The following is a 12,422-nucleotide window of genomic DNA, read 5'->3' as shown; positions in this document are numbered from 1 at the left end:
GCCTTGCCGGCCGTCAGCGCCGACGGATGACGGTGCGGCCATCGGCCAGTGGCTCCACGCGCACCGGAAGGGAGCGCGACAGGCTGGCAATGAAGATGGCAGGCTCGCGCAGCTTGAAGCTGCCGGTCAATCGCAGGGATTGCAAAGAAGCCCCATCGTCCAGCAGCATCGGCTGGGCCAGATAGTCATTCCAGCGCGCCACGACTTCGGTCAGTGGCGTGCGGTCGAACACCAGCCAGCCTTCGCGCCAGGCGCCCACATCCGAAGCATTGAGCGAGTAGTGCGCGATCTCGCCGCCTGCATAGATGCGCAGGCCTTGGCCGGCACCCAGCATGGCATCGGGATTCTGATCCGTCATGCGGGCTTGCTGCCACACGGCCACACGGCCCTGGGCGACGCTGACCTGCAGGCCGGTAGGCCGAAAGGCCACAGAGAAAACCGTACCCAGCACACGCACCCGGCCCAGGGCCGTGTGGACCTCCAACGGCCTCTGTGCATCATGGGCCACGTCGAGCCGAATTTCGCCCTGGCGCAGATGGATCTCGCGGCGCTGGCGGTAGAGCACCACCGAGGCATCGGTGCCAGGCGCCAGATCGAGCTGGCTGCCATCGGCCAGATGGCGGCTCAGTTGCTGGCCATGACCTGTATGCAGCGCGATCTGCTCCAGTGGCTGCAGCCAGTGCCAGCGGCCAAGCATGCCGGCAAGGCCTCCCACACCAGCGACTCCCAGCACGGAAAGCGCACGCCGGCGCGTCTGCTGCGCACGCGCCGACTGGGTGGCGGGCATGGGCATATCGCCTTGCAAAGCACTGCCATCAGTCTGCGCCCAGCCCGCCATGGCAGCCTGGGCCGCCAGTTCATTCGCGGGCTCACTGGCACGCCAGCGTTCCAGCGTCTCTGCCGCTACCTGCGCTGCTTCGGTACTTGCGCCATGCTGGCGAGCAATCAGCAACAAGGCGTATTCCAGCCGTTTGCGCTCGGGCATCTCGGCCTTCATGACTTGAGCCCCATGCAATCGCAGACGGCACGCACCACATGTTTTTCGATGGCGGCTTCGCTGATATTCATATGCGCTGCTGCCTCGGCATGGCTGAAGCCATAGATGCGCACCAGCACAAACACCTCGCGACGCTTGCGCGGCATGGCTTGCAGGCGCCGTGACAGCAAGACCAGTTGCTGTCGCCCTTGCACCTGACGCTCGGCCGAGGGCGCCTCATCGGCCCCCACCACCGCCAGGGTTTCCAGCATGCGTGCTTCTGCAGCGCGGCGGCGCGCATCGTCGATCACAATGTTCTTGCCGGTACGAAACAGCAGTGCTCGCAAATCCCGTACCGCAAGCTCTCGCGATTGCATGGCAAAGACGCGGGCATAGCTTTCCTGCACGACATCCGCAGCCGCATCCCGGCTATTGAGCGAGCGAGCAAAGAAACTGACGAGTTCTGCGTAATAGTGCGCAACCACGGGTACACCTCGACCTCTTGCGAGGCATGCCGCCCAGGCTCTGGAATCGGCCGCAAAACATGCAGCTACGGAGCGGGAAAGCGCAGACTCTATCAGAAAATGAGAATCAATCTCATTAAATGACAGATCTCGACGCCTCTTCGCATCAATGCAGAGCCGGCGTCACGACAAACTTTGAACTTGCGTCTGCACCGCTAGCGCGGCTGGGTGAGCTCCGCCCCGGGTCATCTCCTGCGATCAGCCATTCAGGCGCAACAACTGCTGCCGGGCCTACCCAAGTTCAAGCTCAAGGCTCGGACAGGACTTGTGATTGGCCAGCCCCCCTACCCTGCCTGGCAGCAAACCTCAAGCCTGAAAGGCGAGCCCACAGAGCGCCCTGCGGACTGCATTCGAGTGGACGGTCAGGCTTCTGTAACAGCGCTTCCCTCAAGCCTGCAGGCAGGCAAGATCCTTGCCTATGATCGAAATGACCGCCGCTGGTTCAGATCGTGTAATACCAGCGTTTGATCGCTTCGCCAGCCCTGGCCAACACGGCTTCGCGCCCCGCCCCATCGAGCGGGCTGCCGGTCAGATACGCCGTCACCAGCAGCGGCGCAGATTGTGCGGTAGGCCAGACGATGAGAGTGTCGCAAGCCGTGCCCCTCTCGCCGCTGCCTGTCTTGCCGCCCACTGTCCAGTCGCCGGGCATGCCGGCGCGCACGCGCTTGTCACCGGTACGGCTGTCCACCAGCCACTGCTGCAACAAGGCGCGGGCATAGCCCTCCAGCACATCGCCCAGCAGCAGCTTCTGCAGGCTTTGCACCATGGCTTGTGGCGTCGTTGTGTCGCGTTCATCGCCGGGCAGCGCAGTGTTCAGCGAAGGCTCGTTGCGGTCCAGCCGGGTGATGCCGTCCCCCAGCTCGCGCAGCCATTGCGTCAGCGCCGCCGGCCCGCCGCTGGCCTCCAGCAGCACATTGGCCGCCGTGTTGTCGCTGACAAGCACCATCGCTTCACACAGTTCCTGCACCGTCATGCCTCCATTGGCACCCGCGCGCTTTTCGGATATCGGCGACCAGGCCACGACTTCGGAAGGAGAGTAATAGAGCTTGCGCCACAGACGAATTTCATCTCGCTGTGCCAGATACAGCATGCGTGCAGCCAACAAGGTCTTGAAGGTGCTGCACATGGGAAAGCGCTCATCGCCGCGCCAGCCCGCCTCGGCGCCACTGACGGTATCCAGCACATACAGGCCGAATCGGCCCTGGGCCTGAATCTCCAACGCCGCCAACTCGTCGCTCAATGTTCTCGCTGCTGCGGCTTGCTGCTTGGAGATAAAAGCACAGCCGCTCAGTCCCCAGGCCCCCAGCCCCAAGGCCAGTCCTGTTGTCAGCATGCTGCGTCGCTGCATAAGATCCTCTTTTGGTTAACTGTCATGGTTTGAAGCATAAATCGGTAGATTCGTATGAACCAGCAGTAATAATTGACACCATCCATTAGAAAAACTTTTATCTTGATTGAGATATGCAGCTACCACTGAACGCCTTGCGCATGTTTGATGCGGCCGCCCGTCACCAGAGCCTGACTCGCGCCGCACAGGAGCTGCATGTGACGCAGGCCGCCGTCAGCCAGCACATCCGTAATCTCGAAGAGCGCCTTGGCAAGCCTTTGTTTCGCCGCCTGCCGCGCGGCCTGGCCCTGACCGACGAAGGCCAGGCCTTGTGGCCCGTGGTGGCACAGAGCTTTGAGCGCATAGAGCAATCGCTGCAGCAGGTGGCAGAACCACGACCACGCGAAATTCTGACCGTGGGCGTGGTCGGCACTTTTGCCATAGGCTGGCTGATCCCCAGGCTGAGCCAGTTCCAGCAGTTGCATCCCTACATAGATCTTCGGCTGCTGACCAATAACAATCGCGTGGATCTGGCCGGCGAAGGGCTGGACGCCGCCGTGCGCTTTGGCGACGGTGCCTGGCATGGCACGCATGCGCAGATGCTGCTGCGCGCACCGCTCTCGCCCATGTGCACCCCCATGCTGGCACAACAGCTGCGCGAGCCTGCCGACCTGGCCCGGCAAACCTTGCTGCGCTCCTACCGCACGCAGGAATGGGAAGGCTGGTTTGCCGGCCTTGAGCAGGCTGCCCCGCTGGCGCGCGGAGCCATGTTCGACTCTTCGCTAACGCTGGCCGAGGCCGCCGCTCAGGGCGCAGGCATTGCCCTGCTGCCCGCACGCATGTTCGAGCACATGCTGCAACAGGGCCGGCTGGTGCGCCCTTTTGCCCATGAGGTCGACACCGGCGCCTACTGGCTGACCTATCTCAAATCGCGTCAGGCCAGCGCCGCCTTGCAAACCTTCAGACAATGGCTGATGACCCAGTTGCAAACTGACTGAAACCAGCGCTCTTTAATGGCTAAAACCGTTTCACTCCAATCGTTTCAAGCTATCAATCCGTGAGTACTCCAAAACATCTAAGCCGCACAGGTCTGCATGGCTTCAGGGCAAGAGGTACAGTACACGCCCAGCAAGCGCCATGGCGCTTTGGTTTCATTCATCTCATCAGATACCTGCCTTGACTGCCGCCGCCACCCTGCCCGTCCTGTACTCCTTCCGTCGCTGCCCCTATGCCATTCGAGCCCGTCTGGCGCTGGCCCATGCGGGCCTGGCTTGCGAACTGCGTGAAATCAATCTGCGCAACAAGCCACAGGCACTGCTCGACGCATCGCCCAAGGGCACGGTGCCAGTGCTGGTGCTGCAGGACGGAAAAGTCATTGATCAGAGCCTGGAGGTGATGCTGCATGCGCTGCACGGCAACGACCCCGATGGCTGGCTGCAACCCACGCATGGCAGCCTGGAGGACATGCTGGCTCTGATCGAGCGCAACGACGGCTTCTTCAAACAGGCTCTTGATCGCTGCAAATACCCCGAGCGCCACGATGCCGAGGCCGTGAACCAGGCCCAGGCCGACGCGCTGACCTGGTTGTCGGCACTGAACGATCAGCTCGAGGAAACCGGCTATCTGTTCGGTCTGAACCCCAGTCTGGCCGATATGGCACTGCGCCCCTTTGTGCGCCAGTACGCGCGCATCGACGAAGCGCAGTGGAACGAGCAGCCCTGGCCTCATCTTCAGCATTGGCTGCAGCGCTGGATTGACTCGGCCCTGTTTGCCGAAGTCATGGAAACCTATCCGGGCTGGTTGCCCGGCAGCAAGGGGCCGACATTTGTTGGCGAGAGCGTGGAAAGCCTCTAATGGTGAAACCATGGCTGCAGCTGCTGGAGTGACAGCTACGGCCAGTGTTTCCAAGCCATGAAAAAGCCCCGGCAGCTTACGCTTGCCGGGGCTTTATAGTTTGGATGTCGCCGGAATTCAGCGCTTTACGCCCTTGATCAACAGCATGGCCAGAATCACGAAAAACGCCACGAAGCAGACAAACGACCAGTTGGCAATGGAGCCGCCCAGCAAAGTCCAGTCAATGGCCGCACAGTCGCCCGAGCCCTGAAAGATCATGGGAATGGAGCGGCTGAAGGAGTAGTGCTCGATCATGCCGTAGAAGTCACGGCCGCAGGTCGCAAACTCGGGTGGATACCACTGCAGCCAGCTTTGGCGTGCCGCCACAAACGCACCGAAACCGCTGGCCAACAGGGCCAGAATGCCAAAGCTCATCCACCAGCCTTTTTGGTCTCTAAAGCTTGCCAGCCCTGTGAAGATAGCTACCAAAATCAGTGCATAGCGCTGTACGATGCACATGGGGCAAGGCTCCAGACCCACCACATGCTGCAGGTAAAGGCCAAACGCCAGCATGGCCACACAGGCGACGCTGATCAGCGCCAGGATGCGCCGCGGCGCGGTTTCAAACCATTGAAGCATCAATATTCTTTCTGCGAAATTTCTGAATCATGCCAGCACCAAGGATAACGCCCTCTGATGCCTGCACGACTCCTTCGCAGGAGACTGCAAGCCAGAGCCGCCTCTCGGCGACTCTGCGCCCCCGCCTGAGAGGCAGGGGTAAGGCGCATAGCGCCTCAGGGGGTATCAAATCCCGGCAGCCTCATCCAGGAACACCTTGGCCCGGCGCGGCGTCACCACCAGGGTTTCACCTTCGCGCAGACCCATGTCCTTGAACTGCTGTGCGGGAATCTGGGCTTCAATCAACCCGTCTTCCCCGGCATGGCTGGCATTTGGTGTGGTCTCGGAGGGAATAAGTTCCAGCCTTGCAATGGGGCCGACCACAATGGCGCGCGAAAGCTGAGCCACGATGCCTGTGGGGCGCCCCTGGGCGTCGAGGTTCTGGCCCGGGGAATAGCGCTCCACTTCCAGATCATGGGGTCGCACATAGGCAAAAGCCTGGCTGTCCTGGGCACCGCGCGCATCGCTGCTGTCCAGCTGCATGCCTTCGTCCAGATAGACCCGGCCATCGCTGGCGCGGCCCTTGAACAGGTTCACATCGCCCAGGAAGCCATAGACAAACGGAGTGGCGGGGTTATCCCAGACTTGCTGGGGCGTGCCTTCCTGTTCGATCTTGCCCTGATTGATGACCACCACGCGATCCGCCACTTCCAGGGCTTCCTCCTGGTCGTGGGTCACGAAGATGGAGGTCACATGCAACTCGTCGTGCAACTGGCGCAGCCAGCGTCGCAGCTCCTTGCGCACCTTGGCATCCAGGGCACCAAAGGGCTCGTCAAGCAGCAACACCTTGGGTTCAACAGCCAGGGCACGGGCCAGCGCGATACGCTGACGCTGGCCGCCCGAGAGTTGCGATGGATAGCGCTCGGCAATCCAGTCCAGCTGCACCAGCTTGAGCAGCTTCATGACCTTTTCCTTGATCACTGCCTCGCTGGGGCGTTCCTTGCGCGGCTTGACACGCAGGCCGAAAGCCACGTTCTCGAACACCGTCATATGGCGGAACAGCGCGTAGTGCTGGAACACGAAGCCCACGTTGCGGTCTCGCACATGCACATCGGTGGTGTCTTCACCGCTGAAGTGGATGCTGCCCACATCGGCAGTCTCCAGACCCGCGATGATGCGCAGCAGCGTGGTCTTGCCGCAGCCCGACGGGCCGAGCAAGGCGATCAGTTCGCCCGATTTGATATCCAGACTCACATCGCGCAGGGCCTGAAAATCGCCGAACTGCTTGCTGACATTACGAATTTCGATACTCATGATGAATCTCTTGTTCTGATCCGGGCAGCTCAGGCTGCCTTGGCGGTTTTGTTCGTTGCGAGGCTGATCTGGCCTGGGCGCTCGGGCGGTGCTTCGGCAGCGGCCCTGGCCTGCTGCTCGGCACGCCATTCGGCGAGGGACTTGATCACCAGTGTCACCAGCGCCAGCAGCGCCAGCAGCGATGCCACGGCAAAGGCGGCTGCCGCCTGATAGTCGGCATACAGCACTTCCACATGCAGCGGCATGGTGTTGGTCTGGCCCCGGATATGGCCGGAGACAACGGACACGGCACCGAACTCGCCCATGGCACGGGCGTTGCACAGAATCACGCCATAGACCAGACCCCATTTAATATTGGGCAGGGTGACATTCCAGAAGGTCTGCCAGCCCGAAGCGCCAAGCACGATGGCGGCCTGCTCTTCGTCGCTGCCCTGGGCCTGCATCAGCGGGATCAGTTCACGGGCGATGAAGGGAAAGGTCACGAACACGGTGGCCAGCACGATGCCGGGCACGGCAAAGATGATCTGGATCTCATGCTTGGCCAGCCAGGGGCCCAGCCAGCCGTTGGCGCCAAACACCAGCACGTACATCAGACCGGCAACCACGGGCGAGATGGAGAATGGCAGATCGATCAAGGTGGTCAAAAAGGCCTTGCCCTTGAACTCGTACTTGGCGATGCACCAGGCGGCGGCCACGCCGAAGACCAGATTCAGGGGCACGGCAATCAGCGCCGTGATCAACGTGAGCTTGATGGACGAGATCGCATCGGGCTCGCCCAGCGACGTGACATAGACATCCCAGCCCTTGCGCAGCGCCTCGCCAAAGACGGACAGCAGCGGCAGGATCAGGAAGATCAACATGAACAGCAGGGCCACTGTGGTCAGAACCCAGCGCACCCAGCGCGGCTCGGTCGTGGTCATCTTCTCCAGCTTGGCGCTCTTGGGCGGGGCCGTGATCTTGTAGAGCACGACCAGGACCAGCAGAGCAATGGCGACGATGGTGAAAAGATGCGCCCAGATGGGCAGCAGATTGGGAAACAGCGCCTGAATCGCTGCGTGAATCGAAGACATCAGCGGCCTCCCTGCGCCTTGCGCTGCCATGCCTGCAGTGCGTTGATCAGCAGCAGCAATACAAAAGAGATCAGCAGCATCACCACGGCCACGGCCGTGGCACCGGCTACATCGTGTTGATCCAGCTTGGCCATGATGATCAGCGGAGTGATTTCCGAGACCATGGGAATGTTGCCGGCAATGAAGATCACCGAGCCATATTCACCCACGGCGCGCGCAAAAGCCATGGCAAAGCCGGTCAGCAGCGCCGGACCGATATGCGGCAGTATGACCTTGTAGAAAATCTGCCAGCGCGATGCGCCCAGGCTGGTTGCCGCCTCTTCCAGCTCCTTCTCGAAGTCTTCAAGCACCGGCTGAACGGTACGCACCACAAAAGGCAGACCGATGAAAATCAGTGCAATGGCGATGCCCTTGGGGTTGTAGGCCATCTGAATGCCCAACGACTCGAAGTACTGTCCGATCCAGCCATTGCCCGCATACAGCGCCGACAGCGAGATACCGGCCACGGCCGTAGGCAGCGCAAACGGCAGATCGACCAGCGCATCCACCACCTTCTTGCCGGGGAACTGGTAGCGCACCAGCACCCAGGCGATCAGCATGCCGAACACCACGTTCACGCAGGCCGCGATAAAGGACATGGTGAAGGACAGCTCGTAGGAAGCGACCACGGCCGGCGCCGATACCGCAGTCCAGAACTGTTCCCAGGTCAATGAGAAGCTTTTGAACAGCAGGGCTACCAGCGGGATAAGCACGATGATGCTCAGATAAAAAATGGTGTAGCCCAGCGTCAACCCGAAACCGGGCAACACTCGCTTGGCACTACGCGCCTTGCGGGGGGCTAGAGCAGCAGAGGACATATTCAAAAGGCGATGTAGAAAAAGTGATTGCAGCCAACATGCCGGGCCTATGAACAGGCAGGCGCCCCACAGGGACGCCGAGCAAGGGCCGCCCCTTACGCTTGGGGCGTCGCCCCCTCCCGCGCAGCGAGAGAGGGGGAAGCGGCATAGCCGCTCAGGGGGAGTCTTTATTTACCGGGGGTGTAGAGCTTGTCGAACTGGCCGCCATCGTTGAAGTGCACCTTCTGCGCTTCGGTCAGCGAACCGAAGTACTTGGCCACGGTGAACTGCTTGATGGGCTTGAACTGGTCGGCGTGCTTCTTCAGCACTGCTTCGGAGCGCGGGCGGATCGCATGCTTGGCAGCGATTTCCTGCGCTTCGTCAGAGTACAGCCACTGCAGATAGTCGTTGGCCAGCTGGGTCGTTCCCTTCTTGGCCACGGTGCGCTCGACCACGGCCACGGGGTTCTCGGCCACGATGCTCACCGAAGGGTAGACCGCGTCGACCTTGCCCTGACCGAATTCACGGTCCACGGACACGACTTCGGATTCGAAGGTGATCAGCACATCTCCGATATTGCGCTGCAAGAAGATGCTGGTCGCATCGCGACCGCCCTTGCCCAGCACGGGCACGTTCTTGTAGAGCTTCTGCACGAATTCGGCCGCTTGCGCATCGGTGCCGCCCTTTTCACGCACCGAACCCCAGGCTGCCAGATAGGCGTAGCGACCATTGCCGCCGGTCTTGGGGTTGACCACCACGACCTTCACATCTGGGCGCACCAGATCGGACCAGTCCTTGATGTTCTTGGGATTGCCGTTGCGCACCAGGAACAGCATGGTCGATGTAGTGGGCGATGCGTCATGCGGGAACTTCTTGTTCCAGTCCTTGGCAACCACGCCGTTCTGGGCCAGGAAATCCACATCGGTGGTCGTGTTGAAAGTCACCACATCGGCAGCCAGGCCGTCGTTGACGGCGCGGGCCTGGGCACTGGAGCCGCCATGGGACTGATCCACCTTGATGTCCACGCCCTTGGTCTTCTTGTAATGGGCGATAAAGGCAGCGTTGTAATCCTTGTAGAACTCGCGGGCCACGTCATAGGAGACATTGAGCAGCTGAGTCTGTGCCGAGGCAGCGCCTGCTGCTGCCAGTGCGATGGATGCCAACAATGTCTTGAGCTTCACGGAATGCATGGTTCGCTGCCTTTTCTTGAGCAATGTGTATAGATGTAGACATTGTGCGAACGACTCCTTAAAACTCAAAAGAATATATTTTTCTTTGTTTTTCTGAAATTCAATATAAAGAATAAAACAGCACGCGAGTTCAAGGTAAAAATAGCCGTAAGCGCTCTATCAGAAAGCGCATACAGCTATCAAAAGAAAAGCATGAAAGAGGAACAGCCCCTGGATTTCAGGCTGCAAGTGCAGTTGCCTGCAAGGGCCGGGCCGAGGTCTGAGCATTCCAGCCGCCCTGCTCGGTCAGCGATTGCAGCAGTGCCAGCCCCAGCGGCCAGGCGCCAAAGCCCGACTCGATATTGATATGTCCGGCGTTCTGCAAACGCACCAGCTCGCTGCCCCAGGCCCTGGCATAAGCGCCCGCACGGCGAATGGGGCAGAACGGATCATTGCTGCTGGCCACCAGCACGCTGCGATAGGGCAGCGGCGCATAGGGCACTGGCGCGAAGTCCGCCAACTGGGCGCGACGCTCGGGGTCGGCAGGAGCCACGAGCAAGGCGCCATGAACGCGCGCCGCGGCAGCCTCGCCCAGATGCGCGGTCGTGATGCAGCCCAGGCTGTGAGCCACGATGACGGCAGGTCGCTCATCGGCGAGCAAGACTCTCTCCAGCTCCTCCACCCAGGCATCGCGGTGCGGCACCAGCCAGTCCTGCTGCTGTACACGCACGGCGCCTTCCAGCTGCTCAGCCCACAGGCTTTGCCAATGGCCGGGACCGGAGTTGCGCCAGCCAGGCACGATCACGATACGAAATGGGGATGTCATGCTGCCTCCTGTAATCTCGAAGCGCCAGCCGGGCCAGAGGAAAAAAGCCCGGCGTGCTCCTGATCTGATAACAAGGCAGTCATTGTGGGCAAGGCCTGCCCAAATCCCAACGAATGTTTTGTTGTTATCTTATGGGCAGAAGCTAATGCTGCGCCGAGGCCAATGCTGCCTTTTGCACGGCAGAGATGCTGCTGCCCGGCATGCGCTCCCCAAGGAAGTCCAGGAAATGCCGCACCGCCGGTGCCAACCCACGCCGCGAGGGGAACACCGCATGCACGATGCCGCGCGGAGGTGCCCATTGCGGCAGCAACTGCACCAGAGTGCCCCGGGTCAATTCGTCCTGACACATATAGTCAGGCAGCCAGCACATGCCGCTGCCGGCCAGGGCCGCAAATTTCAGCGTCAGCAAGTCATCGACCACATAGCGCGGCTGCAGCTGCAGCCGATGCTCCTTGCCTTCGGGCCCGACGAGCAGCAGGCTGGAATGACCGTCGACTGCCGTCATCGCCATGCTGTCCAGCAACTGCAAGTCCTCCAGCGACCTGGGCGTGCCCTGGCGCTGCAGCAGATCGGGGCTGGCCACCAGAATCTGGCGCGAGCTGTCGAGTCGCTTGACGACCATGGAGCCGCTGTCCTCCAGCGTGGCACGCACGCGCAATGCGACATCAACCCCCTCCTCGACCAGATTGACTGGGCGGTTGGTGACCTGCATCTCCACCTGCACCAGCGGGCAGCGCTTGAGGAATTCGGGCATCAGCTCGCCCAGGACGGTCTGCGCCAGTGTCACCGGGCAGGTCACACGAATGGTGCCGCGCGGCTCGGTCTGGACTTCGGCCACGGCATCCGACGCTGCCAGGGCGGCATCGCGCATGGCCTGGCCGTGGCGCAGAAAGGTCTCCCCCACTTGTGTCAGAGACAGCTTGCGGGTGGTGCGTTGCAGCAAGCGCACCCCAAGGTGGGCCTCAAGTTCAGCAACACGGCGCGAGAGGCGCGACTTGGGAATACCCAGTGCCCGCCCCGCAGCGGCAAAGCCGCCGCGCTCGACCACTTCGACGAAGTACAGCATGTCGTTGAGATCCACCATGCATATATCCTTGGACTCGATTGAATTGATATTTGGAACGATCTATCGCATTTTTGCAGACTTATTGCCGAATCTAAACAAATCTACAATCTATCCCATTGCAATTCAAAACGAATCACTGTTTTGCCGCAACGCAGCATCCGAGCTGGGCAAGAAGTGCTCTCTTACTCATTTTTAGAGGTATAGGTACCAATATGCAAATCCTGCACATCGACTCTTCCATCACTGGCTCCAGTTCCGTCACCCGCTCCCTGACAGCCGATATCGTTGCCAACCTCAAGCAGGCCAACCCCGAAGCCAAGGTGGACTACCTGGACCTGGCCGTGAGCGCCCCCAGCCACCTGAGCGCGCAATCTCTGGGCTTTCGCACCGGCCAGGCCGCTGCCACCGAAGTCGAACGCCAGGAAAACGCCGTCTCCGAAGCGCTGGTCAGCCAATTCCTGGCTGCTGACGTTATCGTGGTGGGTGCCCCCTTCTACAACTTCACCATCCCCTCGCAGCTGAAGGCCTGGCTGGACCGCATCGCCCAGGCTGGCCGTACGTTCAAGTACACCGCCACCGGTCCCGTGGGTCTGGCCGGCGACAAGAAGGTCATCGTCGCTTCCGCTCGCGGCGGCGCATACTCCACCAGCGAAGCGGGCCAGGCCATGGAGCACCAGGAAAGCTACCTGAAGGTGATCTTCGGCTTCATGGGCGTGACCGACGTGACCATCGTTCGTGCCGAAGGCGTGGCCATGGGCCCCGACGCCAAGGCTGCCGCCATGGAAGCAGCCAAGGCTCAGATCGAGCAAGCACAAGCCGTCGCTGCCTGATAGCGGGCAAAGCTGCAAAAGCCGGTACCGCCC

Annotated in this window: 13 protein-coding genes; 3 read left to right on the top strand and 10 right to left on the bottom strand. The window is 61.1% G+C overall.

Annotated elements, in window-relative coordinates; all coding sequences use genetic code 11:
* Nucleotides 1-13: 13 nt before the first annotated feature.
* The 3 genes from ACWGXF_RS11015 to bla form a co-directional block, all read right to left on the bottom strand.
* The gene (locus ACWGXF_RS11015) at nucleotides 14-997 is read right to left on the bottom strand and encodes a FecR family protein (protein ID WP_452101903.1); all 984 of its coding nucleotides are present in this window, start codon (nucleotides 995-997) and stop codon (nucleotides 14-16) included.
* On the bottom strand, nucleotides 994-1,461 hold the full coding sequence (locus ACWGXF_RS11010) for a sigma-70 family RNA polymerase sigma factor (protein WP_039048631.1): 468 nt from the start codon (nucleotides 1,459-1,461) through the stop codon (nucleotides 994-996). The genes ACWGXF_RS11015 and ACWGXF_RS11010 overlap by 4 nt, the downstream gene beginning before the upstream one ends.
* A 481-nt stretch (nucleotides 1,462-1,942) precedes the next feature.
* Nucleotides 1,943-2,848: a class A beta-lactamase gene (gene bla, locus ACWGXF_RS11005; protein WP_003067956.1), complete on the bottom strand. Its 906-nt coding sequence runs from the start codon at nucleotides 2,846-2,848 to the stop codon at nucleotides 1,943-1,945.
* A 113-nt stretch (nucleotides 2,849-2,961) separates the two neighbouring features.
* Here bla and ACWGXF_RS11000 point away from each other — a divergent pair, with 113 nt between their 5' ends.
* Nucleotides 2,962-3,825 carry a LysR family transcriptional regulator gene (locus tag ACWGXF_RS11000; RefSeq protein WP_256630327.1) on the top strand — a complete coding sequence of 288 codons (864 nt, stop codon included), beginning with the start codon at nucleotides 2,962-2,964 and terminating at the stop codon, nucleotides 3,823-3,825.
* Nucleotides 3,826-3,964: 139 nt separating this feature from the next.
* Nucleotides 3,965-4,681 (top strand): glutathione S-transferase, encoded by a 717-nt coding sequence (locus ACWGXF_RS10995; protein WP_012838161.1) that lies wholly within the window; start codon nucleotides 3,965-3,967, stop codon nucleotides 4,679-4,681.
* A gap of 117 nt (nucleotides 4,682-4,798) precedes the next feature.
* Here the strand turns inward: ACWGXF_RS10995 and ACWGXF_RS10990 are convergent, their stop codons facing one another.
* The 7 genes from ACWGXF_RS10990 to ACWGXF_RS10960 all read right to left on the bottom strand — a co-directional run bounded on the left by ACWGXF_RS10990 (nucleotide 4,799) and on the right by ACWGXF_RS10960 (nucleotide 11,577).
* Complete coding sequence (locus ACWGXF_RS10990; RefSeq protein ID WP_039048628.1) at nucleotides 4,799-5,299, bottom strand: disulfide bond formation protein B; 501 nt, start codon at nucleotides 5,297-5,299, stop codon at nucleotides 4,799-4,801.
* A gap of 165 nt (nucleotides 5,300-5,464) precedes the next feature.
* Entirely contained in the window at nucleotides 5,465-6,592 is a 1,128-nt protein-coding gene (locus ACWGXF_RS10985; RefSeq protein WP_003055644.1) for a sulfate/molybdate ABC transporter ATP-binding protein, read from the bottom strand.
* A 29-nt stretch (nucleotides 6,593-6,621) separates the two neighbouring features.
* The gene (gene cysW / locus ACWGXF_RS10980; RefSeq protein WP_034352057.1) at nucleotides 6,622-7,662 is read right to left on the bottom strand and encodes a sulfate ABC transporter permease subunit CysW; all 1,041 of its coding nucleotides are present in this window, start codon (nucleotides 7,660-7,662) and stop codon (nucleotides 6,622-6,624) included.
* Nucleotides 7,662-8,519, bottom strand: coding sequence for a sulfate ABC transporter permease subunit CysT (cysT, locus tag ACWGXF_RS10975; RefSeq protein WP_034352054.1), 858 nt, complete (start codon nucleotides 8,517-8,519; stop codon nucleotides 7,662-7,664). Before cysT ends, cysW begins: the two co-directional genes overlap by 1 nt.
* 167 nt (nucleotides 8,520-8,686) lie before the next feature.
* Complete coding sequence (locus ACWGXF_RS10970) at nucleotides 8,687-9,688, bottom strand: sulfate ABC transporter substrate-binding protein (RefSeq protein ID WP_003067963.1); 1,002 nt, start codon at nucleotides 9,686-9,688, stop codon at nucleotides 8,687-8,689.
* A gap of 217 nt (nucleotides 9,689-9,905) precedes the next feature.
* Nucleotides 9,906-10,493: an RBBP9/YdeN family alpha/beta hydrolase gene (locus tag ACWGXF_RS10965; RefSeq protein WP_012838157.1), complete on the bottom strand. Its 588-nt coding sequence runs from the start codon at nucleotides 10,491-10,493 to the stop codon at nucleotides 9,906-9,908.
* A 142-nt stretch (nucleotides 10,494-10,635) separates the two neighbouring features.
* The gene (locus ACWGXF_RS10960; protein ID WP_012838156.1) at nucleotides 10,636-11,577 is read right to left on the bottom strand and encodes a LysR family transcriptional regulator; all 942 of its coding nucleotides are present in this window, start codon (nucleotides 11,575-11,577) and stop codon (nucleotides 10,636-10,638) included.
* Between the two features lie 194 nt (nucleotides 11,578-11,771).
* Between ACWGXF_RS10960 and ACWGXF_RS10955 the strand changes: the two genes are divergently transcribed.
* Nucleotides 11,772-12,389 carry an FMN-dependent NADH-azoreductase gene (locus ACWGXF_RS10955; protein WP_003067966.1) on the top strand — a complete coding sequence of 206 codons (618 nt, stop codon included), beginning with the start codon at nucleotides 11,772-11,774 and terminating at the stop codon, nucleotides 12,387-12,389.
* Nucleotides 12,390-12,422 lie beyond the last annotated feature (33 nt).

It is taken from the genome of Comamonas sp. HJ-2 (assembly GCF_053615495.1).
Note: the sequence above shows the minus strand (reverse complement) of the source record. Positions and strands in the feature narration are given on the sequence as shown.